This is a genomic window from Parvibaculum sp. (assembly GCF_030694575.1).
Taxonomy (GTDB): Bacteria; Pseudomonadota; Alphaproteobacteria; order Parvibaculales; family Parvibaculaceae; genus Parvibaculum.
Window position 1 is genome coordinate 34,027 of sequence record NZ_JAUYUS010000047.1, and the last position, 21,326, is coordinate 55,352.

24 protein-coding genes are annotated in these 21,326 nt (G+C 63.8%); 18 read left to right on the forward strand and 6 right to left on the reverse strand.

Annotated features, from left to right (window positions below; all coding sequences use genetic code 11):
• Window positions 1-57 precede the first annotated feature (57 nt).
• The 6 genes from Q8S60_RS07310 (at window position 58) to Q8S60_RS07335 (ending at window position 6,300) form a co-directional block, all read left to right on the forward strand.
• On the forward strand, window positions 58-1,080 hold the full coding sequence (locus Q8S60_RS07310) for an aspartate-semialdehyde dehydrogenase (protein ID WP_305274718.1): 1,023 nt from the start codon (window positions 58-60) through the stop codon (window positions 1,078-1,080).
• Window positions 1,081-1,286: 206 nt separating this feature from the next.
• Window positions 1,287-3,437: an ammonium transporter gene (amt, locus tag Q8S60_RS07315; RefSeq protein ID WP_305274717.1), complete on the forward strand. Its 2,151-nt coding sequence runs from the start codon at window positions 1,287-1,289 to the stop codon at window positions 3,435-3,437.
• Window positions 3,438-3,525: 88 nt separating this feature from the next.
• Window positions 3,526-4,422: a CoA ester lyase gene (locus Q8S60_RS07320; protein ID WP_305274716.1), complete on the forward strand. Its 897-nt coding sequence runs from the start codon at window positions 3,526-3,528 to the stop codon at window positions 4,420-4,422.
• Window positions 4,423-4,437: 15 nt separating this feature from the next.
• Window positions 4,438-4,605 carry a hypothetical protein gene (locus tag Q8S60_RS07325; RefSeq protein WP_305274715.1) on the forward strand — a complete coding sequence of 56 codons (168 nt, stop codon included), beginning with the start codon at window positions 4,438-4,440 and terminating at the stop codon, window positions 4,603-4,605.
• Window positions 4,602-5,651, forward strand: coding sequence for a MaoC family dehydratase (locus Q8S60_RS07330; protein ID WP_305274714.1), 1,050 nt, complete (start codon window positions 4,602-4,604; stop codon window positions 5,649-5,651). Before Q8S60_RS07325 ends, Q8S60_RS07330 begins: the two co-directional genes overlap by 4 nt.
• A gap of 64 nt (window positions 5,652-5,715) precedes the next feature.
• A complete protein-coding gene (locus Q8S60_RS07335) occupies window positions 5,716-6,300 on the forward strand; it encodes a PAS domain-containing protein (RefSeq protein ID WP_305274713.1) in 585 nt (194 codons plus the stop codon).
• A 4-nt stretch (window positions 6,301-6,304) separates the two neighbouring features.
• On the opposite strand, the gene Q8S60_RS07340 is transcribed toward Q8S60_RS07335, so the two are convergent.
• Window positions 6,305-6,781 (reverse strand): PaaI family thioesterase, encoded by a 477-nt coding sequence (locus Q8S60_RS07340; RefSeq protein ID WP_305274712.1) that lies wholly within the window; start codon window positions 6,779-6,781, stop codon window positions 6,305-6,307.
• A gap of 279 nt (window positions 6,782-7,060) precedes the next feature.
• On the opposite strand from Q8S60_RS07340, the gene sdhC reads away from it, so the two are divergent.
• The 4 genes from sdhC to Q8S60_RS07360 are packed head-to-tail and all read left to right on the forward strand — an operon-like array spanning window position 7,061 to window position 10,488.
• Window positions 7,061-7,468 (forward strand): succinate dehydrogenase, cytochrome b556 subunit, encoded by a 408-nt coding sequence (gene sdhC, locus Q8S60_RS07345; RefSeq protein ID WP_305274711.1) that lies wholly within the window; start codon window positions 7,061-7,063, stop codon window positions 7,466-7,468.
• The gene (gene sdhD, locus Q8S60_RS07350; protein ID WP_305274710.1) at window positions 7,468-7,863 is read left to right on the forward strand and encodes a succinate dehydrogenase, hydrophobic membrane anchor protein; all 396 of its coding nucleotides are present in this window, start codon (window positions 7,468-7,470) and stop codon (window positions 7,861-7,863) included. The genes sdhC and sdhD overlap by 1 nt, the downstream gene beginning before the upstream one ends.
• A 29-nt stretch (window positions 7,864-7,892) precedes the next feature.
• Complete coding sequence (sdhA, locus tag Q8S60_RS07355; protein ID WP_305668461.1) at window positions 7,893-9,686, forward strand: succinate dehydrogenase flavoprotein subunit; 1,794 nt, start codon at window positions 7,893-7,895, stop codon at window positions 9,684-9,686.
• Between the two features lie 22 nt (window positions 9,687-9,708).
• Entirely contained in the window at window positions 9,709-10,488 is a 780-nt protein-coding gene (locus tag Q8S60_RS07360) for a succinate dehydrogenase iron-sulfur subunit (protein ID WP_305325627.1), read from the forward strand.
• A 219-nt stretch (window positions 10,489-10,707) separates the two neighbouring features.
• Here Q8S60_RS07360 and Q8S60_RS07365 read toward each other — a convergent pair whose 3' ends face one another.
• On the reverse strand, window positions 10,708-11,250 hold the full coding sequence (locus Q8S60_RS07365; RefSeq protein ID WP_305276917.1) for a hypothetical protein: 543 nt from the start codon (window positions 11,248-11,250) through the stop codon (window positions 10,708-10,710).
• Between the two features lie 339 nt (window positions 11,251-11,589).
• Window positions 11,590-11,886: a putative quinol monooxygenase gene (locus tag Q8S60_RS07370; RefSeq protein WP_305276915.1), complete on the reverse strand. Its 297-nt coding sequence runs from the start codon at window positions 11,884-11,886 to the stop codon at window positions 11,590-11,592.
• Between the two features lie 448 nt (window positions 11,887-12,334).
• Between Q8S60_RS07370 and Q8S60_RS07375 the strand changes: the two genes are divergently transcribed.
• From Q8S60_RS07375 to arsB, 3 genes are read left to right on the forward strand one after another with little or no spacing between them, the layout of a single operon-like run.
• Complete coding sequence (locus Q8S60_RS07375) at window positions 12,335-12,688, forward strand: ArsR/SmtB family transcription factor (RefSeq protein ID WP_370867281.1); 354 nt, start codon at window positions 12,335-12,337, stop codon at window positions 12,686-12,688.
• A gap of 31 nt (window positions 12,689-12,719) precedes the next feature.
• On the forward strand, window positions 12,720-13,232 hold the full coding sequence (locus Q8S60_RS07380) for an arsenate reductase ArsC (RefSeq protein ID WP_305276912.1): 513 nt from the start codon (window positions 12,720-12,722) through the stop codon (window positions 13,230-13,232).
• Window positions 13,232-14,305 carry an ACR3 family arsenite efflux transporter gene (gene arsB / locus Q8S60_RS07385; RefSeq protein ID WP_305276910.1) on the forward strand — a complete coding sequence of 358 codons (1,074 nt, stop codon included), beginning with the start codon at window positions 13,232-13,234 and terminating at the stop codon, window positions 14,303-14,305. The genes Q8S60_RS07380 and arsB overlap by 1 nt, the downstream gene beginning before the upstream one ends.
• Before the next feature lie 74 nt (window positions 14,306-14,379).
• Here the strand turns inward: arsB and Q8S60_RS07390 are convergent, their stop codons facing one another.
• Window positions 14,380-14,667, reverse strand: coding sequence for a hypothetical protein (locus Q8S60_RS07390; RefSeq protein WP_305276907.1), 288 nt, complete (start codon window positions 14,665-14,667; stop codon window positions 14,380-14,382).
• 345 nt (window positions 14,668-15,012) lie between these two features.
• Between Q8S60_RS07390 and Q8S60_RS07395 the strand changes: the two genes are divergently transcribed.
• Both Q8S60_RS07395 and Q8S60_RS07400 read left to right on the forward strand, forming a co-directional pair.
• The gene (locus Q8S60_RS07395; RefSeq protein WP_305276905.1) at window positions 15,013-16,515 is read left to right on the forward strand and encodes a CoA-acylating methylmalonate-semialdehyde dehydrogenase; all 1,503 of its coding nucleotides are present in this window, start codon (window positions 15,013-15,015) and stop codon (window positions 16,513-16,515) included.
• 127 nt (window positions 16,516-16,642) lie between these two features.
• Window positions 16,643-17,479: an arylamine N-acetyltransferase gene (locus Q8S60_RS07400; RefSeq protein ID WP_305276903.1), complete on the forward strand. Its 837-nt coding sequence runs from the start codon at window positions 16,643-16,645 to the stop codon at window positions 17,477-17,479.
• Here Q8S60_RS07400 and Q8S60_RS07405 read toward each other — a convergent pair.
• Complete coding sequence (locus tag Q8S60_RS07405; RefSeq protein ID WP_305276901.1) at window positions 17,476-17,790, reverse strand: pyrophosphatase; 315 nt, start codon at window positions 17,788-17,790, stop codon at window positions 17,476-17,478. The two genes, Q8S60_RS07400 and Q8S60_RS07405, sit on opposite strands and share 4 nt — an antisense overlap.
• Before the next feature lie 71 nt (window positions 17,791-17,861).
• Here Q8S60_RS07405 and zapE point away from each other — a divergent pair, with 71 nt between their 5' ends.
• A complete protein-coding gene (gene zapE, locus Q8S60_RS07410; protein ID WP_305668462.1) occupies window positions 17,862-18,983 on the forward strand; it encodes a cell division protein ZapE in 1,122 nt (373 codons plus the stop codon).
• Here the strand turns inward: zapE and Q8S60_RS07415 are convergent.
• Complete coding sequence (locus Q8S60_RS07415; protein ID WP_305276898.1) at window positions 18,980-19,627, reverse strand: hypothetical protein; 648 nt, start codon at window positions 19,625-19,627, stop codon at window positions 18,980-18,982. The two genes, zapE and Q8S60_RS07415, sit on opposite strands and share 4 nt — an antisense overlap.
• Window positions 19,628-19,937: 310 nt before the next feature.
• Here Q8S60_RS07415 and mdh point away from each other — a divergent pair, with 310 nt between their 5' ends.
• Window positions 19,938-20,939 carry a malate dehydrogenase gene (gene mdh / locus Q8S60_RS07420; protein WP_305276897.1) on the forward strand — a complete coding sequence of 334 codons (1,002 nt, stop codon included), beginning with the start codon at window positions 19,938-19,940 and terminating at the stop codon, window positions 20,937-20,939.
• A gap of 181 nt (window positions 20,940-21,120) precedes the next feature.
• Window positions 21,121-21,326: hypothetical protein (locus Q8S60_RS07425; protein WP_305668463.1), on the forward strand; the 206-nt coding region annotated here is incomplete at its 3' end.

Below are 21,326 nucleotides of genomic sequence, written 5' to 3' on the forward strand. Positions count from 1 at the left end.
GCTTGACCCGTTGGAGGACTGCTCCGGGCGAGGCGGTCCTCAGGAAGGAAGACGATCATGGGCTACAAGATTGCCGTTCTCGGCGCCACGGGCAATGTGGGGCAGGAGATGCTGAGCATTCTCGCCGAGCGCTCGTTTCCGGCGGATGAGGTCGTGGCGCTGGCGTCGCGCCGCAGCCAGGGCACGGAGGTCTCCTATGGCGACCGCACGCTCAAGGTGAAGACGCTCGACACCTATGATTTCCAGGGCACCGACATCTGCCTGATGGCGACGACGGGGGCCATGTCCGCCGAATGGGCGCCGAAGATCGCCGCCAAGGGCTGCGTCGTCATCGACAATTCGTCGCGCTGGCGGATGGATGCGGACGTGCCGCTGATCGTGCCGGAAGTGAATGCGGCCGCCATCGCCGGCTACACGAAGAAGAACATCATCGCCAATCCGAATTGCTCGACGGCACAGATGGTCGTGGCGCTGAAGCCGCTGCACGATGCTGCCGGCATCCGCCGCGTCGTCGTCTCGACCTATCAGTCGGTTTCGGGCGCGGGCAAGGAAGCGATGGACGAGCTCTTCACGCAGACGCGCGCGATCTTCGTCAACGACGCGCTGGTCAACGAGAACTTCACCAAGCAGATCGCCTTCAACGTCATCCCCCATATCGACGATTTCATGGAGGACGGACAGACGAAGGAAGAATGGAAGATGACGGTCGAGACGAAGAAGATTCTCGATCCGAAGATCAAGGTGACGGCTACTTGCGTTCGCGTGCCCGTTTTTGTCGGTCATTCGGAAGCGATCAACATCGAGTTCGAGCGGCCGATCTCGGACGAGGAGGCGCGCGAGATATTGCGCGAGGCGCCCGGTTGCCTCGTCGTCGACAAGCATGAAGACGGCGGCTATGTCACGCCCATCGAATGCGTCGGCGATTACGCGACCTATATCAGCCGCATCCGTGTCGATCCGACCATCGAGAACGGCCTCAACATCTGGGTGGTGTCGGACAATCTGCGCAAGGGAGCGGCGCTCAACGCGGTTCAGATTGCCGAAATTCTGGGCGCCCGCTACCTGAAAAAGGCGGCGTGATCGCCGCCGCGAAAGCGGATATTGCAGGCGCCGGCTTCCTCCGTTAACGGAGCAACGCGCCTGCGGTTAACCTTCCGATAAGTCATGCATAAAAAATGTGCAGGGTTTCCCCCGTTTTTTTGCGCGTCCGTGAGTAGGCTCCGGTAAAAAATTTACCTTTCATCTCGATACTCGCCCGGTCAAGTCAGTTTCTCAGGGGCGGGTGAGTGAGCAGCTTCGCGCAGTCGATCGACACAATCTGGGTTCTTATCTGTACGGTTCTGGTGCTTTTGATGCAGGCGGGTTTCGCCTGCCTCGAGTCCGGTCTCGTCCGGGCGAAAAACTCGATCAACGTCGCCGTCAAGAACGTGATGGATTTCTGCGTCGCGGGGCTCGGCTTCTGGCTCGTCGGCTTCGGCCTGATGTTCGGCGTCAGCATCGGCGGCCTCATGGGCGGCACCGATTTTGCCTTTGAAGGCAGCGCGGGCGGCGATGCCGGCACGGCCTGGATCATGGTCTTCTTCTTCTTCCAGCTCGCCTTCTGTTCCACCTCCACCACCATCGTGTCGGGCGCCGTCGCGGAGCGCATGAGCTTCCGGGGCTATGCCATCACGGCCGCCGTGCTCAGCATGCTCATCTATCCGGTGTTCGGTCACTGGGCCTGGGGCGGCGTGCTCGAAGGACAGGCGGCCGGGTGGCTCGAACAGCTCGGTTTCATCGACTTCGCGGGCTCCACCGTCGTTCACAGCATCGGCGGCTGGATGGGCCTCGCGGCCGTCCTCGTTCTCGGTCCCCGTATCGGGCGCTTCGGACCCGGCGGCAAGCGGATCGAGCCGCACGACATGCCCATGGCGACGCTCGGCATGTTCCTGCTCTGGATCGGCTGGTTCGGCTTCAATGGCGGTTCGACGCTCGCGCTCAACGCCACCGTGCCTTTCGTGCTCGTGCACACCATGCTCGCGGCGGCGGCGGGCGGCCTCGCGGTCGTCGGCATAAGCTGGTTCCGCAACGGCCTGCCCGACGTGCAGATCACGCTTAACGGCATTCTCGCGGGCCTCGTCGCCATCACCGCCAATTGCCACATCGTCAGCACCAGCAATGCGGTACTGATCGGCGCCGGCGGCGGCATCATCTGTTATGTCGCGAGCGATCTTCTGGAACGGCTCAGGATCGACGACGCGGTAGACGCGGTGCCGGTCCATCTCGCGGCCGGTATCTGGGGCACGCTCGCGGTCGCCCTTCTCGGCGATGTCTCGCTCTTCCCCAACGGCCATACGAGGCTCGAACAGCTCGGCGTGCAGGCGCTCGGCGTCGGCGCCGCCGGTGTCTTCGCCTTCGGCGTTTCCTATATCGTGCTCCGCACGATCGACCGGTTCCTGCCGCTGCGGGTGTCTTCCGACGCCGAGCGCATCGGCCTCAATATCGCCGAGCATGGCGCATCCTCCGCGCTGCTCGATGTGCTGGGCGCGATGGAAGCCCAGGCCGCGCGCGGCGATTTCTCGAAGCCGCTTCCGGTCGAGCCCTTCACGGAAGCGGGCGAAATGGCCTCCCGCTACAATCTCGTGCTCGACAAGTTCAACAGCGAGGTGCGCAAGCGCGAGCAGACGGCGAACGAGTTGCGCGACGCCCGCGACGTGGCCGAACTCGCCAATGCCTCCAAGTCGCAGTTCCTCGCCAATATGAGCCACGAGCTTCGCACGCCGCTCAACGCCATCATCGGTTTCTCCGAGGTGATGAACGGCGAGCTTTTCGGGCCGATGGAGAACGAGCGCTACAAGGATTATGTCGGCGACATCCACAAATCCTCCAGCCACCTTCTCAGCCTCATCAACGACATTCTCGATCTCTCCAAGATTGAGGCCGACCGCTACGAGCTTTACGAGGAAGAACTCGACGTCATCGAGGTCATCGCGAGCTGCGAGCGCATGATGCGCCACCGCGCCGAGGAGGCCGGCGTCGACCTCACGGTCACGGTCGAGGCCGGGCTGCCGCTTCTCATGGCCGACAAGCGGGCGCTCCGGCAGATCATCCTCAATCTCGTTTCCAATGCGGTGAAGTTCACGCCCAAGGGTGGGACCATCCGGCTCGACACTTTCATGGAACCCGACGACCGGATGGCCTTCCGTGTCGCCGATACCGGCGTCGGCATGAGAAAGAAGGATATTCCGATCGCGCTCGAGCCCTTCCGCCAGATCGGCAAGGACAGCAATGTCTATTCGACGGAGGGCACGGGCCTCGGCCTGCCGCTCACGCGGGCGCTCGCACGGCTTCATGGCGCTTCGCTCGTCATCGAATCCGAGCCCGGCGAGGGTACGACGATCACGATCCGCATGCCCTATTCCCGCGTGCTGAAACCGGCCGTCCGCCGCATCGCGTGATTTCGCCTCACATAGCAATTCCATCGGCCCGCAATCCGATTTAGTGTCCGCTTCGCAGCTTCCCGACCCCGCGAACGGAGACCTTCCCATGGCCGATACCGCCGCCCGCCCGCGCCGCAGCGTTCTCTACATGCCCGGCTCGAATGGCCGCGCGCTTGAAAAAGCGAAGGAAATCCCGGCCGATGCGCTGATCCTCGATCTCGAAGACGCGGTCGCGCCCGACGCCAAGGAAGAGGCCCGGGCCCAGGTCTGCGGCGCGGTCAAGCTCGGCGGTTATGGCAAGCGCGAAATCGCGATCCGCGTGAACGCGCTCGACACGCCCTGGGGCATGGACGACATCAAGGCCGCCGTCGCCGCCGGCCCCGACGCCATCCTGGTCCCGAAAATCAATTCCGCCGCCGATGTCGAGCGCGCCGAGAATGCGCTGTCGGATGCCGGCGCGCTCGGCCGCGTCCAGCTCTGGTGCATGATCGAGACGCCGCTCGCGCTCCTCAACATCCAGTCGATTGCCGCCAAGGCGCGCGAGCCGGGCTCCCGCATGTCGGTCTGGGTCATGGGCACCAACGACATCGCGAAGGAACTGCGCGCCGCGCACACGCCGGACCGCACCCCCATGCTCGCCTCGCTCGGCCTCGCGCTTCTCGCCGCGCGCGCCTACGGGCTCGTCATCCTCGACGGCGTCTATAACGACATAAAAAACGAAGAGGGCTTCGCCGCCATCTGCGAGCAGGGCCGCGACATGGGTTTCGACGGCAAGACGCTCATCCATCCGAGCCAGGTCGGCCCCTGCAATGCGATCTTCTCGCCGGACCCCGAAACGGTCGCCTTCGCGCGGAAGACCATCGAGGCGTTCGAGCAGCCGGAAAATCGCGGCAAGGGCGTGCTCAAGGTCGACGGCAAGATGGTCGAAATCCTGCACGCCGAAATTGCGAAGCGTACCGTCGCCATCGCGGATGCGATCAGGGAGCTTGAGGGGGCATCCTGACAAGGAGGCACTCGAATGGATAGCAGGACAGTCACCACCGGCATCGTGATCGGTGTCGCCATCGGCACCTCGCTCGGCGTTGCGATGGACAATACCGGAGTCGGTATCGGCATAGGGATCGGCGTCGGCATGGCGATTGCCATCGGCATCGATGCCTGGCGGAACAAGAAGGACGGGAAATGACCAAGACGAATGCCGGGAACTTCTTCGAGGATTTCAAGGTCGGGCAGGTCTTGCATCACGCGACGCCGCGCACGGTCGGCGAGGGGGACGTCGCGCTCTACCAGGCGCTGTTCGGCTCGCGCTTCTCGCTCCAGTCCTCGGCGGAGGTTGCGCGGAAGGCTGGGTATACCCATGCGCCCGTCGACGATTTCCTCGCCTTTCACATCGTCTTCGGCAAGACGGTGCCGGACATTTCGCTCAACGCCGTCGCCAATCTCGGTTATGCCGATTGCCGTTTCCACAAGCCCGTCTTTCCCGGCGACACGCTGTCGACGGAATCGAAGGTGATCGGGCTGAAGGAAAATTCCAACGGCGAGACGGGCACCGTCTATGTCCGCTCCACGGGCCGCAACCAGCGCAATGAGATCGTCATCGATTATGTGCGCTGGGTCATGGTCCGGAAGCGCGACAAGGCGCATCCGGCGCCCGAGGCCGATGTGCCGCATCTGCCGGATGCCGTCGAGCCGCAGCATCTCCTCGCGCCGGAAAAGACGAATTTCAAGGGCTTCGATCTCGTCGCATCGGGTTCCCCGCATCTCTGGGACGATTACGAGGCGGGCGAGAAGATCGATCATGTCGACGGCGTCACCATCGAGGAAGCCGAACACATGATGGCGACGCGGCTCTACCAGAACACCGCCAAAGTCCATTTCAATCAGTATACGGAAGGTAGGGGCCGCTTCGGGCGCCGTCTCATCTATGGCGGTCACGTGATTTCGCTCGCCCGTGCGCTCTCCTTCAACGGGCTCGGCAACGCGGTTTTAATTGCTGCCATCAATGGCGGCCGCCATGTCGCGCCCTGCTTCGGCGGCGACACGGTCTTTGCCTGGTCGGAAGTGCTGGCGAAAGCGCCGCTCGACGGCCGCGCGGATCTCGGCGCGCTCCGCATCCGCACCATCGCGACCAAGGACCTTCCCTGCGCCGGGTTTCCGGGTCCGAAGGACAAGGGCTATGATGAGGGCGTCATTCTCGATCTCGACTACTGGGTGCTGATGCCGCGCCGGTGAGCGTGGTTTTCATTCTTTGTTTAGCGGCCGTTCCTACACTCGGCCGAAATCGGGCAGGGCCATCATGCTTGCATCGCATTCAAGCGGTTTTCAGTCGCCGGGGCAGGGCCCCGTCATGCGCTCGCCGGACAGCATCGCCTTCGAGGAGAGGTGGGACCTTGCGCGAGACGGCAGGCCGGTTCCCCTTCGCAGTTCGATCGAGCTGAGGCGCTTCGCGAATTTCGCCCGCTGGTTCGCCGTCATCGAGCCGGACCGGGCAACGGCCGCGCTGCCGTTCCGTCTCGCCGGTTCCGGCTTTTTCGATTTCTTCGGCCAGGATCTTACCGGCATCGACTATCTGGCACTGGTCGATCCCGCGATCCGGCAGCTTGCCTTTGATTGCGTCATCGCCTGCCTCGACCGGCCCTGCGGCCTCTGGCAATGTACGCCGGCGACGATCTCCGGCGGCGAAACGCAGCTCTACGAATACACGATCCTGCCGATCTCGAAGAACGGCGACGGCGCCGACCAGATCGTCGTCTATGTCAATTTCGAGCAGGCGAGCGTCGATCTTCCGAATGTCGACCGTCTCGAACATGCGGAAGTCTGGCACTGGCTCGATATCGGCCATGGCGTGCCCGATATCGACGTGAGCTTCCGCCCCGCCTGACGGGTCAGCCCCTGTCCTCCGGGTAGATATAGGCAAGCGTCGCCAGCGCGATGGCGACGAGCTTCTCCTCGCCGGCCTCCGTCTCGCACCAGACGCGCGTTTCCACCACGCATTGCCGCCGTCCCGCCTTCACCACCTCGCCGCGTGCGATGGCGCGGCGGCCGATGGCCGGGCGGACGAGGTTCAGCTTGTATTCGGAGGTAACGAGGCTCGCCGCGCCCTCCGGCAGCATGGTCGAGGCCGCGCAGCCGCTCGCATTGTCGGCGAGATAGCCGATCACGCCGCCATGGATATAGCCGTTGTTCTGGGTCAGGTCGGGCCGGTTCCCGACGATGAGTTCCGCCCGGCCCCGCTCCACATGGCCCACCTTCGCCCCCACCAGCATCGAAAAGGGCTGCATCGTCAGCACGCGTGTCACGCGCTCCATCGGGCTTTCGCCATGTGGCAGGTCATTCGGCGGGCGGGAATCGGTTTCTTGCATCGGGGCTCTCTCCTGTTTCGCCCCAGCATGCAATGGCGAGTTTGCGAAAGCTTCGCAAGGACGCGCAAAGCCTGTTGCGCGGCGTCGGCTTGCCCCAGCGTTTCCGCGCTTTTGCGCATCGGTCCGTCTCCGCAAAGCCTTTTGCGCGAAGAGGCCTCCCTCCGGTCTCCATGACGGTGTCAGGGTATTTGCCATCGCGGCCCCCGCGCGATAAACAACGGGAACACGCGGGCCGTTCGCGCCCGCCGATCTTCTGGCTAGCCCGCACGGGGACTTCGGATGGCTGAACAGCGACAGGCCGTATCGCGGCCGCTCTCTCCGCACCTGCAGATTTATCGCTTCACGATCACCATGGCGATGTCGATCATCCATCGCGCCACCGGCATGGGGCTCTATGCCGGCACGGCGCTTGTCGCCTGGTGGCTGATCGCGTTGGCGGCGGGGCCGGAGGCTTACGCCACCTTCCAGATGGTCGCGGGCTCATGGATCGGCCAGCTCGTGCTCTTCGGCTTCACCTGGGCCTTGCTGCATCACCTTTTCGGCGGTTTGCGCTATCTGCTGTGGGACGCGATCATCGCGACCTCGCCGCGCAGCGCCGACATCATAAGCTGGGGCGCCACCATTGCCGCCCTCGTGCTCACCGTCGCGGTCTGGTTCGCCGCTCTTTCCATGCGGGGGGTACTCTGATGGCCGGCTCCGGTAACGACATGCGCACGCCGCTTGCCCGCGTGCTGCATCTGGGCTCCGCGAAGTCCGGCACGCAGGATCATATCCGCCAGCGTCTCACCGCTGTCGCCATCGCGCCGCTCTCGATCTTCTTCCTTGTGCTCCTCGTCGCGCTCACCGGCGCCGATTACGAAACCGCGCGCGCCTGGCTCGGCAATCCGCTTGTCGGCATCCTCGCGCTCTGCCTCGTCGTCGCCGCCATCGTCCATATGCGGATCGGCATGCAGATCGTCATCGAGGACTATGTGATCGCCCCCGGGGCCAAGCATCTCAGCATCATCGCCAACACCTTCTTCTCCTATGGCGTCGGTCTTGCCTGCCTCTATGCGGTGCTGAAGCTCGCCTTCGGTTCCTGACTTTCCTTCCAGCGTCGAGAGATCGCCCCATGACGGCCAGCTACCAGTTCAACGATCACACTTTCGACGTCGTCGTCGTCGGCGCCGGCGGCGCGGGGCTTCGCGCCACGCTTGGCTGCGTCGAAAAGGGTCTGCGCACGGCGAACATCACCAAAGTCTTCCCGACCCGCAGCCACACGGTCGCGGCGCAGGGCGGCATCTCCGCCTCGCTCGGAAACATGGGCCCGGACGATTGGCGCTGGCACATGTACGACACGGTCAAGGGCTCCGACTGGCTCGGCGATCAGGACGCGATCGAATATCTCTGCCGCCAGGCGCCCGAAGCCGTCTATGAGCTCGAGCATTTCGGCGTACCCTTCTCGCGCACCGAGGAAGGCAAGATCTATCAGCGTCCCTTCGGCGGCATGACGACCAATTTCGGCGAAGGCATCGCGCAGCGCACCTGCGCCGCCGCCGACCGCACGGGCCACGCGATCCTGCACACGCTTTACGGCCAGTCCGTCCGTCACAAGGCGGAGTTCTATATCGAATATTTCGCCATCGACCTCATCATGGATGCGGAAGGCCAGTGCCGCGGCGTCGTCGCGCTCGACATGGCGACGGGCGAAATCCACCGCTTCCGCGCCTCGCTCGTCATTCTCGCCACGGGCGGCTATGGCCGCGCCTATTTCTCCGCCACCTCCGCCCATACCTGCACGGGCGACGGCAACGCGATGGTGCTGCGCGCGGGCCTGCCGCTGCAGGACATGGAGTTCGTCCAGTTCCATCCGACCGGCATTTACGGCGCGGGCTGCCTCATCACCGAGGGCGCGCGCGGCGAGGGCGGCTATCTCACCAATTCCGAAGGCGAGCGCTTCATGGAGCGCTATGCGCCCTCCGCCAAGGACCTCGCGTCGCGCGACGTCGTCTCGCGCTCGATGACGGTCGAAATCCGCGAAGGCCGCGGCGTCGGCGCGGACAAGGATCACATCCATCTCCACCTCGACCATCTCGACCCGGCGATCCTTGCCGAGCGCCTCCCCGGCATTTCCGAATCCGCGCGCATCTTCGCGGGCGTCGACGTCACGAAGGAGCCGATCCCGGTCCTGCCGACGGTCCATTACAACATGGGCGGCATCCCGACCAACTTCCACGGCGAAGTGCTGACGCTGAAGAACGGCAATCCGGATACGGTCGTGCCCGGCCTCATGGCCATCGGCGAGGCGGCCTGCGTCTCGGTGCACGGAGCCAACCGTATCGGCACCAACTCGCGGAACGACCTGGTGGTCTTCGGCCGCGCGGCCGGCCTGCGCGCCGCCGAACTGGTTGAGCCCGGCCAGCGCCAGCCCGAGCTTGCCAAGGGCGCGGGCGACGGTGCCGTCGCGCGTCTCGACAAGTACCGCAACGCCAAGGGTTCCACGCCGACTGCCGAACTGCGCCTCACCATGCAGCGCGCCATGCAGGAAGATGTCGCCGTCTTCCGCACCGGCGAAACGCTGCAATCGGGCAAGAAGCGCGTCGCCGAGGTTCACGCCGCGATGCCGGACCTCAAGGTCTCCGACCGTTCGCTGATCTGGAATTCCGATCTCATCGAGACGCTCGAATTCGACAATCTCATCGTGCAGGCAATCGCGACCGTCGAAGGCGCGGTCAACCGCCAGGAAAGCCGCGGCGCCCATGCGCGCGAGGATTTCCCGAACCGCGACGACGAAAACTGGATGAAGCACACGCTGTGCTGGGTGGACGATCAAAGCGGCAAGCCCTCGCTCGACTACCGTCCCGTCCACGCCTACACGCTTTCCAACGACATCGAATACATCAAGCCAAAGGCGCGCGTGTATTAAGCCGCGCATGAGGGTCTAGACCATGGTCCAGTTCACACTGCCGAAAAATTCGAAGCTGACGGAAGGCGAGACCTTCAAGGCCGCGCCGGGCACGAAGAACGTCAAGCGCTTCCGCATCTATCGCTGGTCGCCGGACGACACCGCGAACCCGCGCATCGACACCTATGAAGTTGATCTCGACAAATGCGGGCCGATGGTTCTCGACGCGCTCATCAAGATCAAGAACGAGATCGACCAGACGCTGACCTTCCGCCGCTCCTGCCGCGAAGGCATCTGCGGTTCCTGCGCCATGAACATCGACGGCGCCAATACGCTCGCCTGCACCAAGGGCATCGACGAGTGCAAGGGCGACGTGAAGATCTATCCGCTGCCGCACATGCCGGTGATCAAGGACCTCGTGCCGGACCTCACGAATTTCTACGCGCAGCACGCTTTCGTCGAGCCCTGGCTGCAGACGAAATCGGCCGAGCCCGAAAAGGAATGGCGCCAGTCTCATGAGGACCGCGAAAAGCTCGACGGCCTCTATGAGTGCATCCTCTGCGCCTGCTGCTCGACGTCCTGCCCCTCCTACTGGTGGAACGGCGACCGCTATCTCGGCCCCGCCGCGCTCTTGCAGGCCTATCGCTGGCTGATCGACAGCCGCGACGAAGCCACCGGCGAACGCCTCGACGATCTCGAGGACCCCTTCCGCCTCTATCGCTGCCACACCATCATGAACTGCGCGAAAACCTGCCCCAAGGGCCTCAACCCCGCCAAGGCCATCGCGGAAATCAAGAAGATGATGGTGGAGCGGCAGGCTTAAGCAGAGAGCCCTCTCGCAAAAATCAAAGGCCGCCTTCGGGCGGCCTTTTCGTTTGCTGCTGCCCCCGCCAAAACAAAATTGTCACCCCGGCGCCTGTCCCGGCGAAGGCCGGGAACTACCGGGGTCCATGGGCCTCGCCGCTTGTTGCCACGCAGCTGGATCCCGGCCTTCGCGGGGATGACATTTGAGGAGAAGGTGGCGCGGAAAGGACGGCGAACGTCACTCCGCCACATACTCCGTATCCGGCTTCGCATTCTCATAGGCAAACATCAGCGCCGTCTTCAAACTCCCGAAGTCCGCCACCACGCAGTCGCTGGAATCGAGCGTCACGCCCATCTCCGACAGCGCCACGCCCTTCGCCTCGGCAAGCCCCACAAAGTCCGGGCAGACCATGCTCCAGCGCTGCCAGCCCGAGCCGTCGCGTTTCACGAGCGCGTAGAGATTGCCGTCGGCGGGGTCCCCGTCCGCCTCGTGCACCATGACGGCGTAAAGGCCGGGCGCGATTTCATCCATCAGCCCACGGAACGGTTTCCCGTCGTCGCCCGTGGTCATCACGTACCAGTCCCCGTCCCGGACAATGGCCACGGCTTGCGGTTTCTCGTCGGCGCGCCGGCCTTCCTCGTCCAGACTGTGGACGGTGAAGCGCGCGCCGTCCGCGACGGGATAGTCCGCATCGGCGGGCTTGATGAGATCGCCCGTCGAGATGAAACAGCCGCCGAGCAGCAGGGCGGCGGAGATGGAAACGATCTGGCCGATTTTCATGATGTCTCTCCGGGGCGCGCGAGGTCCGGCCCATTATAGAGGGCGAAGCGGCTTTCGTATCGGCGCAAAAAAACCCGGCCGCCGATGGCGGGGCCGGGTTTTGTGTGGGCGGAGGATGTGCCCCGCGCGCGGCGCGCGCAAAAAAACCCGGCCGCCGATGGCGGGGGCCGGGTTTTGTGTGGGCGGAGGATGTGCCGGGGCGCTTTCACGCAGCCGGGGCCTTGCCCGATATTGGAATGCCGTCCATCGCCGGCATGAGCAACATCCTGCGCCCGCAGTTCTGAATGTTCGGTGAACGGAGGGCCTCAAAAACACGGTGCCCGCATTCCCGGTCCCGCTTTACCCTTCCTTCACCACGACTTCACGGATCGAGATTTCCGGTGCCGCTTCCGCCAGCCGCCGCGCCTCGGTCATGAATTCGAGGCAATAGTCCTGCGCGAAATGGAAGTCGACCGCCGCGCGGTCCTTCCATTCCTCGTAGAAGAAAAAGCGTCCCGGTTCCATCCGGTCTTCGTACCAGCCATAGGAGACGTTGCCGGGCTCCGCGCGAGAGAGCAGCACCTGCCGTTCCGCGACGGGGCGGAAGGCGTCGCGATTTGCTGCCGGTATCCTTGCCGTGCCGGTGATGACGATCATGACGGTTCCTCCATGCCTCATTCTAGCGCGGAGAGAGCATCCGGTCCTATCCGTCCGCCTACGAATGAAATGGCCGGCCCGTGCCGTCCATATGGGGAGGGGCGGCACGGGCCGTCGGCGCCAACGAGGGGGAGGGATGCTGACGCCGGGTCTCCAGCGGAATAGGGCGGGGGAGGGGGAACTGCCCCCGCCTGTATCGTCAAACGGGGAGGGGATTTCTTTCCGTCGGCTTTTTCTCAAAAAAACTTGTCCCCGCCGGTTTGTCCCCGCTTCGCGCCGCCGCGGGTGCCGTCCTTTATCCCCGTTCCGGGGTTCGGAAGAGGGAACCGGGTCCGGGGATAAAACGCGGCCGAACGCCTCCATGACAGATCGATGACATTTCGATGACAGACGCCGGGGACAAGCCGCTTTGCTTGACGTTCGAACACATTTCGATAATTCTCAAAATATGGAAATGGACACCGCCATCACCGCTCTTTCCGCTCTCGCGCAGGACACGCGCCTGGCGATTTTTCGCGTCCTTGTCCGCGCCCATTCGCCTGCGGAAGGCGAGGGCGGGCTCGCCGCCGGCGACATCGCGGCGGCGCTCGGCGTCGCGCCTGCCACCTTGTCCTTTCACCTGAAGGAGCTTGCCCATGCGGGCCTCGTCGTCTCGCGGCGCGAGGGGCGGTCGGTCATCTACAAGGCGGCGCTCGAACCCATGCTGAGCCTCACGAATTTCCTGCTTGAAGATTGCTGCCAGGGCGCCTGCGGAAGCTTGTCGCCCTGCGTGCCGGGCCGGACGGAAGCCGAATGCGTCTGACAATCAACATATCAGTATACGGAGGAATAAAATGAGCGGCATCGAGAGTTACAATGTCCTCTTTCTCTGCACCGGAAATTCGGCCCGCAGCATTCTCGCGGAAGCCTATCTGAACTCGCTGCGGGGCAGGCCCTTCAAGGCCTACAGCGCAGGCAGCCATCCGGCGGGCGCCGTCAATTCCCATGCGCTCGATGTGCTGCGGACGGCGAATATACCTGTCGAGGGGCTGCGTTCGAAATCGTGGGACGAGTTCGCCATCCCCGGCGCGCCGAAGATGCACTTCGTCTTCACCGTCTGCGACAATGCGGCGGGCGAAGTCTGTCCGATCTGGCCGGGCCAGCCGATGACCGCCCATTGGCCGTTCCAGGATCCGGCAGCCTTCGAGGGCAGCGAGGTCGAAACGCACGCCGTCTTCCTCGATGTCTTCCGGCAAATTCGCACGCGGATCGACATCTTCACGAACCTGCCGCTCCGTTCGCTCGACAAGCTCTCCCTGCAGAAGAAGCTGACCGATCTCGGCCGCAACGTCGTCGAGGCGGAATGATGGCGGCTGCCGCTGAAGCGCCGTCGCGTCTCGGCTTTCTCGACCGTTACCTTACCGTCTGGATTTTCGCGGCGATGGCGGCGGGTGTCGCCATCGGCAGCTGGTTCGAAGAAGTGCCCGCGGCACTTGAAAGCCTTTCCATTGGCTCGACCAACATCCCGATCGCGGCCGGCCTCATCCTCATGATGTATCCGCCGCTCGCGCGGGTGCGTTACGAGGAATTGCCGCGCATTTTCGAGGACCGGAAGGTGCTCATGCTGTCGCTCGTGCAGAACTGGCTGATCGGGCCGTTCCTGATGTTCGGGCTTGCGGTTCTCTTTCTGCGCGACGAACCGGCCTATATGACGGGGCTTATTCTCATCGGCCTCGCGCGCTGCATTGCCATGGTCATCGTCTGGAACCAGCTCGCACGCGGTAGCAACGAATATGTCGCCGCGCTCGTCGCCTTCAACAGCTTCTTCCAGCTTCTCTTCTTCAGCGTCTATGCGTGGTTCTTCCTTGCCGTTCTGCCGCCGCTCTTCGGCCTCGAAGGCCAGGTGATCTCCGTCGGCTTTTGGACCATCGCCGGCGCCGTCCTCGTCTTTCTCGGTATTCCCTTTGCGGCGGGCTATCTCACGCGGCGCTATCTTCGTCCGCGCATCGGTGCCGATGCCTACGACAACCGTTTTCTGCCGCGCATCGGTCCGATCACGCTCATCGCGCTTCTTTTCACGATCGCGGTGATGTTCGCGCTCAAGGGCGAGGCCGTGCTTGCGCTGCCGTTCGATGCGCTGCGCATCGCGGTGCCGCTCGCGCTCTATTTCGTCATCATGTTTCTCGTCAGCTTCGCGATGAGCCGGCTCCTCGGCGCGGACTATCCGCGTACCGTGTCGCTCTCCTTCACGGCTGCCAGCAACAATTTCGAACTCGCCATCGCAGTCGCCATCGCCGCCTTCGGCATCGGCTCGTCCGTCGCTTTCGCCACCGTCATCGGGCCGCTGGTCGAGGTGCCGGTGCTGATCCTGCTGGTCGGCGTCGCGCTGCGCCTGCGCGAGCGCTGGTTCGCGAGCGGCGCGCCGCAGCCCGCCGACTGACAGAACGAAAAAAAGCCCGCGTCTTTCGACGCGGGCTTCGTTGTTTTCTTCCGCTGTGGAAGCGGTCCCGGACCTTACTCGGCGGGGGCGGGCTCTTCCATCGGAGCGGGCTCCGCATCCATCGGCGCCGGCGCTTCCTCGCCGCTCATGTCGTCCACGGCTTCTTCCACCGCTTCCTCGGTGGTGTCCATCGCATCGCTGGCGGCTTCGCCCGTGGCGTCCATGGCATCGCTGGCCGCGTCGCTCGTGGCGTCGATGGCATCGCCGATGGTCGTGTCATCTGGGTTCATCACTCGATAGCCGATCACCAGCACCACGGCGAGCACGATGATGGCGATGGCGGTCTTCATGAAATTGGACATCGTATTTCCCTCTTGGCGGTAGTTTTCGCCCGCTTGTTGCACCCCGGCCGCCGGAAAAATTCCGCAGCCTGAACAGGGCTCCCCGCTTGCTTCCCACGGTCAGGCAGGCGCCCATGCCGATGTTAGTGATGATTTGGCCCAAAATGCCACCGCGAAAGGGTCATTATTGGAAATCTTTTCCATCTGTTGACGTCAGGTCACGCTCGAACCGGGGCCGAAACGGCTTCCCGTGGCGGCAATGCCGGGTAAGGCCCCTTGCCGTCCGATTGCGCGCTGCGCTAAGTAGGCGCCGGGCAATGCATCACAGGGAGACGCGATTCCGCGAAAGCGGCACGCGGTAAAAAGATGGCCAAAGACCTCACCCATTTCATCGGCGGCAAGCCCGTTGCAGGCACCAGCGGCCGCTTTCTGGATGTCACAAACCCGAATACGGGTGAGGTGACGGCGCGGACGCCGCTGGCGAGCGCGGCCGAGCTTCGCGCCGCCGTCGCGGTTGCCGCCAAGGCCTTTCCCGAATGGGCCGCCACCAATCCGCAGCGCCGCGCGCGCGTCATGTTCGAGTTCAAGCGGCTCCTCGAAGCCAATATGAACGAGCTTGCCGAACTTCTGTCCGCGGAGCATGGCAAGGTGATCGCGGATTCGAAGGGCGACGTTCAGCGCGGCCTCGAAGTGATCGAATTCGCCTGCGGCATCCCGCATCTGATGAAGGGCGAATTCACGGAAGGTGCCGGTCCCGGCATCGACATGTATTCGATGCGTCAGCCGCTCGGCGTCTGCGCCGGCATCACGCCGTTCAACTTCCCGGCCATGATCCCGATGTGGATGTTCGGCGTCTCCATCGCCTGCGGCAACACTTTCATCGTCAAGCCGTCGGAGAAGGATCCGTCCGTACCGATCCGCCTCGCCGAACTCTTCATGGAAGCGGGCGCGCCGGCGGGTGTGCTCAACGTCGTCAATGGCGACAAGGAAGCGGTCGACGCGATCCTCACCGATCCGACGATCCAGGCGGTCAGCTTCGTCGGCTCCTCCGACATCGCGCAATATGTCTATGCCACAGGCACCGCGCACGGAAAGCGCGTGCAGGCGATGGGCGGCGCGAAGAACCACGCGATCATCATGCCCGACGCCGACATGGATCAGGTCGTGAACGATCTCATCGGCGCGGGCTACGGCTCGGCGGGCGAGCGCTGCATGGCGATCTCGGTCGCGGTGCCCGTCGGCGAGGACACGGCGGACCGTCTCGTCGAGAAGCTCGTGCCGCGCGTGCAGGCGCTGAAAGTCGGCATCTCGACGGCGGCGGACAGCGATTACGGCCCGCTCGTCACCAAGGCCCATATGGACAAGGTCAGTTCCTATATCGAAATGGGCGTCAAGGAAGGTGCCAAGCTTCTGGTCGACGGGCGCGGTTTCAAGCTGCAGGGCTACGAGAACGGCTTCTTCCTCGGCGGCTCGCTGTTCGACCATGTGACGCCCGACATGAAGAGCTACAAGGACGAAATCTTCGGCCCCGTGCTCCAGATCGTGCGTGCCAAGACCTTCGAAGAGGCGTCCGAGTTGCCGACCAACCATCAATATGGCAATGGCGTCGCGATCTTCACGCGCGACGGCGATGCGGCGCGGAGCTTTGCGTCGCGCGTCCAGGTCGGCATGGTCGGCATCAACGTGCCGATCCCGGTACCGCTCGCCTATCACACATTCGGCGGCTGGAAACGCTCCGCCTTCGGCGACACCAACCAGCACGGCACCGAGGGCGTGAAGTTCTGGACCCATATCAAGACGGTCACGTCGCGCTGGCCCACCGGCGGCGTCAAGGAAGCCTCCTCCTTCGTCATTCCGACGATGAAGTGATTGGCCGACGATGAAGTAATGGCCGACAATGAAGTGATTGGCTCGAAACGATTTGCAAAAATGGCGCTTCCAATCGGAGGCGCCATTCCTATATGCGGCGGATTACATATTCATCAGGAGTCGCATCATGAGCGACGATACACCGATCGACCTCGACGCCTATTTCAAACGCATCGGCTATTCCGGCTCGCGCGCGCCGACGCTCGATACGCTGAAGGCGATCCACTACGCCCATGCCCTTTCGATCCCGTTCGAGAATCTCGACGTGCTGGCGAAGCGGCCGATCCTGCTCGACCATGCCTCGCTGCAGAAGAAGCTCGTGACGGATGGGCGCGGCGGCTACTGCTTCGAGGTGAACGCCCTCTTTGCCGCCGTATTGCGCCAGCTCGGTTTCGACCTGACGACGCTGATCGGACGCGTCCGGTGGATGTCGCCGGAGGAGGTGGATACGGCGCGTTCGCACATGCTGATGCGAGTCGAACTGCCCGAAGGGCCGTTCCTCGCCGATGTCGGCTTCGGCGGCCTCACCATGACGGGGCCGATCCGTTTCGAAACCGGCATCGAGCAGCAGACGCCGCATGAGCCACGCCGCCTGATTGACCATGAGGACGGGCTTGAGCTCCAGGCGAAGATCGGCGGCGAGTGGGTGCCGATCTACCGCTTCACGATGGAGCCGCATCGCCGCACCGATTACGAAGTCGCGAGCTGGTACACCTCGACGCATCCCTCCTCGATCTTCGTGCAGTTCCTGATTGCCGGGCGGCCGAGGGAAGGCAAGTGGCTCTCGCTCCTCAACCGCGATTTCAAGATCCGCGGTCTCGACGGCAAGGCCGAAACGCGAAAGCTCGAAAGCGCGGACGAGATCGCCGAAGTGCTCGATACCTGGTTCGGCATCAGGCTTTCCGAGGAAGACAAGGCGATCATGCTCGCGCCCTATATGGACGCCTGGCGGGCGATGTCCTAACTCGGTTCGAAGCGCCATTTGCGTGCAATGGCAGGCTTGAGGTCGATCCCGTTCCTGTTGGCGAAAAGCAGGATGTGACCGAGGACGTCCGCGGTCTCGTCGGCCAGCGCCTCGCGCAGTTCCGCATCCCCGAGACCCCGCCGCCGCCCGCGATCGGTCAGCTTTATCCAGACCTGCGTCAGCTCGCCAAGTTCTTCCTGAAGTTTGAGGATGAACCAGTCCTCGTTTCGCGTTATGCCGTTGGCGGCGGCGTAGCGCTTTGAGGCTTCCTCGAATTGTCCGGCGAGCTCGATCAGATGTTGCACAGGCAAGACCTTTCATTCCAGCGGGACGAGATGATGGCCGAGTCGCCGTGTTCGCACAATGTTCCCGTCGCCGCAGCATGAACCCCGGCCCCCTTGCTGCCTATCGCGAAAAGATTGCGCGCGGCGAGATCGCCGAGGATGCGGCGCAGGCGCATGTGGCGGCGCGGCTGCAGCATCTGGCGGACGAGCTTGCCGAATGGGCGCCCGGCAAAAAGGTCGGTCCCTTCGCCTGGGCCGGTTTCGGCAAGCCGGTGACGCCGCCGGAGGGCCTTTACATCTGGGGCGGCGTCGGGCGCGGCAAGTCGATGCTGATGGACCTCTTCTACGAGACGGCCGGGATCGCGCCAAAGCGCCGCGTCCATTTCCACGCCTTCATGCAGCAGGTGCACGAACGCATCTTCGACTGGCGGCAGAGGGAGAAGGCGGGCGAGGTGAAGGGATCGGACCCCATTCCTCCCGTCGCCGACACGATCGCGAAGGAAGCTTCGCTGCTCTGCTTCGATGAATTCCAGGTGCACGACATCGCGGACGCCTCGATCCTGGGGCGGCTCTTCTCGCATTTGTTCGAGCGCGGCGTCGTCGTCGTCGCGACCTCGAACCGGGCGCCGGAGGGGCTCTACGAAGGCGGCCTCAACCGGCACCGCTTCCTGCCTTTCATCGATCTCGTGAAGACGAAGATGGATGTGCTGCATCTCGACAGCGCCGTCGATTACCGTCTCGACCGGATCAGGGGCCTGCCGGTCTATTACACGCCGCTCGACGCCGCTGCCGATGCCGCGCTCGACGATACCTTCGAAAAACTCACCGACGCGGCGCATGGCGAGCCGATGAGGCTCGCGCTCAAGGGCCGCGCCGTCGAGGTCCCGGAAGCGAGACATGGCGTCGCCCGCTTCTCCTTCGCCGATCTCTGCGCGAAGCCTCTGGGGGCCGCCGACTATCTCAAGATCGCGCAGTGCTTCCACACCGTCATCGTGCGCGACGTGCCCGCAATGGGCCCGGATCGCTGGAACGAAGCCAAACGCTTCGTGACCCTGATCGACGCGCTATACGAGGCGAAGACGAAGCTCATTCTTTCCGCCGAGGCGCCGCCGGAGGCGCTCTACGAAAAAGGCGATGGCGCGTTCGAATTCGAACGCACGGCGTCGCGGCTGATGGAAATGCAGAGCGTCGATTATCTCGGGCTCAGAAGCGCCGACTAGAGGCCCATATAGGGCGAATGCGTCGGGCGAAGACCGAGGCTCGTCACGGGCGCTGGCTTCGGCGGCGATGCGTCCGCCACCTTGGTCGAGGTGTCCGGCTCGATGTCGAGTTCGTAGTGCCAGGACTGGCCGAAGGTCGCGGACATCATGCCGAAGGAGACGGTCTCGCGGGGCTTGCCCTTTTCGGCTTCGCGGGCGATTTCGAGCGAGAAGTCCCGCGCCGCGCGGCGGTCGACCGGCACGAAGCCGAGCAGTTCCGGATCGAGGTCGGCGGCGGCGACCTTCTTTTCCTCGGTCTCGCCGTCCGGACCCTGGAAGAGCGCGATCAGGCCGCCGAAATCATTGTTCGTGGCAACGGAGCCGCGGTCCTCGCAGAAGCCGCGGCCGTCGCGGAGCACCGCTTCGAGGAAGCGGCAGTCCTTGCCGGTCAGCGCGGAAAGTGCGTGTTCGCCGAGGTCGCGGCCGGTCATGATGGTGGAGGAAATGCCGGCAATGGTCAGGATTTCGCCGATGGTGACGGCACCGATGACCGGGGCCGCGCAGCCCGTGAGGCCGAGACAGCCGATGCCCAGCACCGCGATGAGCCCCGCCCGTGCCGTTCTGCCGAAATTGCCGAATGTCGAGATACCGAAATCCCGCGTCATCACGCACGCCCCCATCTACTACGCCTCCGCGGATGCACAATCGGTGCCCCGCTCGACGCCGCGCGGTTCCCCCCGGAACCCCGCCTTTACCGCGCTCGTCCCGCGTCAGGTGCTTAACCATCATGCGGGCCGAGTTCTTTACGTCGCGTAAAAATCATGCTGCGGCACAGGCATCTGTGTCAACGTGAGACGATCCTGTTGGTTAATATTGGTGCCTGCCGGTTCCCGCGCTCGTTGCGAATGACGCGGATTCAGGATACTAGGCAGCCAGATTAACCACGGGCGCAGGCATATCGGAGGCTTTCAAATCATGGCGCGCAAGAAAATCGCACTCATCGGCGGCGGTCAGATCGGCGGCACGCTGGCTCTTCTGGCGGGGCTCAAGGAGCTCGGCGACGTCGTCATCTTCGACATCGCGGAAGGCCTGCCGCAGGGCAAGGCGCTCGACCTCGCGCAGACGGGACCCGTCGAGGGCTACAACGCCGCGCTTTCCGGCGCCAACGACTACAAGGGCATCAAGGGCGCCGACGTCGTCATCGTGACGGCGGGCGTGCCGCGCAAGCCGGGCATGAGCCGCGACGACCTTCTCGGCATCAACCTCAAGGTGATGAAACAGGTCGGCGAAGGCATCGCGAAATACGCGCCGAACGCCTTCGTCGTCTGCATCACCAATCCGCTCGATGCGATGGTGTGGGCGCTGCGCCAGTTCTCCGGCCTGCCGCACAACAAGGTCGTCGGCATGGCGGGCGTGCTCGACAGCGGCCGCTTCCGCCTCTTCCTCGCCGAAGAGTTCGGCGTCTCCGTCGAAGACGTGACGGCCTTCGTGCTGGGCGGCCATGGCGACACGATGGTGCCGCTGCCGCGCTATTCGACGGTTGCGGGTATCCCGCTTCCCGACCTCATCAAGATGGGCTGGACCACGAAAGAGAAGCTGGACAAGATCATCCAGCGCACGCGCGACGGCGGCGCGGAAATCGTTGGCCTGTTGAAGACCGGTTCCGCCTTCTACGCGCCGGCCGCGTCCGGTATCCAGATGGCGGAAGCCTATCTGAAGGACCAGAAGCGCGTTCTCCCCTGCGCCGCCTATATCGACGGCGAGTATGGCGTGAAGGACATGTATGTCGGCGTGCCCGTGGTGATCGGTGCGGGCGGCGTGGAGCGCGTCGTGGAGATCGACCTGAATGCTTCCGAGAAGAAGCAGTTCATGAATTCGGTCAATGCCGTGAAGGGCCTGGTCGATGCCTGCAAGAAGATCGATCCCGCCGTCGCCAAGGGCGCGGCGCCCGCCAAAAAAGTGGCGAAGAAGAAATAATCCGTCTCCGGCGGATATCGGAAAGGGCGGTCCTTCGGGCCGCCCTTTTTGTTTGGCCGTGGCGCAGGGGGTTTATTTTGACATTAGACATGCCAATATATGGCTTGCGAAGTGCTTCGGAAACTGTTTAATGTAATACATTAATTTACCCGCACCGCGCGGGGCCTTGGGGAGGATGGAGATGAAGCGTCTGATAGCGATCGGCTTGGCCGGTCTGGTTGTGCTCGCGGCGGCGGGCTTTTGCGTCATCTGGTTTTCGCCGTCGCTCCAGGACGGGATCATGAAGCGCACCGCGCTCGGCCGGCTCGGCAGCGGCGACAATTCGGCGCTTCTCACCGACAATTCGCTGCATGTCCTTCTGTGCGGCACGGGCTCGCCGATGCCCGA

Excerpts from the sequence above, each read along its gene's own strand:
- Q8S60_RS07415 (WP_305276898.1), bottom strand. The coding sequence starts at position 19,627 with ATGACGCGGGATTTCGGTATCTCGACATTCGGCAATTTCGGCAGAACG.
- Q8S60_RS07400 (WP_305276903.1), top strand. The coding sequence starts at position 16,643 with ATGAGCGACGATACACCGATCGACCTCGACGCCTATTTCAAACGCATC.
- sdhD (WP_305274710.1), top strand. The coding sequence starts at position 7,468 with ATGGCCGGCTCCGGTAACGACATGCGCACGCCGCTTGCCCGCGTGCTG.
- zapE (WP_305668462.1), top strand. The coding sequence starts at position 17,862 with ATGAACCCCGGCCCCCTTGCTGCCTATCGCGAAAAGATTGCGCGCGGC.
- Q8S60_RS07370 (WP_305276915.1), bottom strand. The coding sequence starts at position 11,886 with ATGATCGTCATCACCGGCACGGCAAGGATACCGGCAGCAAATCGCGAC.
- Q8S60_RS07330 (WP_305274714.1), top strand. The coding sequence starts at position 4,602 with ATGACCAAGACGAATGCCGGGAACTTCTTCGAGGATTTCAAGGTCGGG.
- Q8S60_RS07360 (WP_305325627.1), top strand. The coding sequence starts at position 9,709 with ATGGTCCAGTTCACACTGCCGAAAAATTCGAAGCTGACGGAAGGCGAG.
- Q8S60_RS07325 (WP_305274715.1), top strand. The coding sequence starts at position 4,438 with ATGGATAGCAGGACAGTCACCACCGGCATCGTGATCGGTGTCGCCATC.
- Q8S60_RS07320 (WP_305274716.1), top strand. The coding sequence starts at position 3,526 with ATGGCCGATACCGCCGCCCGCCCGCGCCGCAGCGTTCTCTACATGCCC.
- sdhC (WP_305274711.1), top strand. The coding sequence starts at position 7,061 with ATGGCTGAACAGCGACAGGCCGTATCGCGGCCGCTCTCTCCGCACCTG.
- Q8S60_RS07365 (WP_305276917.1), bottom strand. The coding sequence starts at position 11,250 with ATGAAAATCGGCCAGATCGTTTCCATCTCCGCCGCCCTGCTGCTCGGC.
- Q8S60_RS07310 (WP_305274718.1), top strand. The coding sequence starts at position 58 with ATGGGCTACAAGATTGCCGTTCTCGGCGCCACGGGCAATGTGGGGCAG.
- Q8S60_RS07390 (WP_305276907.1), bottom strand. The coding sequence starts at position 14,667 with ATGTCCAATTTCATGAAGACCGCCATCGCCATCATCGTGCTCGCCGTG.
- Q8S60_RS07375 (WP_370867281.1), top strand. The coding sequence starts at position 12,335 with ATGGAAATGGACACCGCCATCACCGCTCTTTCCGCTCTCGCGCAGGAC.
- Q8S60_RS07395 (WP_305276905.1), top strand. The coding sequence starts at position 15,013 with ATGGCCAAAGACCTCACCCATTTCATCGGCGGCAAGCCCGTTGCAGGC.
- Q8S60_RS07380 (WP_305276912.1), top strand. The coding sequence starts at position 12,720 with ATGAGCGGCATCGAGAGTTACAATGTCCTCTTTCTCTGCACCGGAAAT.
- Q8S60_RS07335 (WP_305274713.1), top strand. The coding sequence starts at position 5,716 with ATGCTTGCATCGCATTCAAGCGGTTTTCAGTCGCCGGGGCAGGGCCCC.
- Q8S60_RS07340 (WP_305274712.1), bottom strand. The coding sequence starts at position 6,781 with ATGCAAGAAACCGATTCCCGCCCGCCGAATGACCTGCCACATGGCGAA.
- mdh (WP_305276897.1), top strand. The coding sequence starts at position 19,938 with ATGGCGCGCAAGAAAATCGCACTCATCGGCGGCGGTCAGATCGGCGGC.
- arsB (WP_305276910.1), top strand. The coding sequence starts at position 13,232 with ATGGCGGCTGCCGCTGAAGCGCCGTCGCGTCTCGGCTTTCTCGACCGT.
- sdhA (WP_305668461.1), top strand. The coding sequence starts at position 7,893 with ATGACGGCCAGCTACCAGTTCAACGATCACACTTTCGACGTCGTCGTC.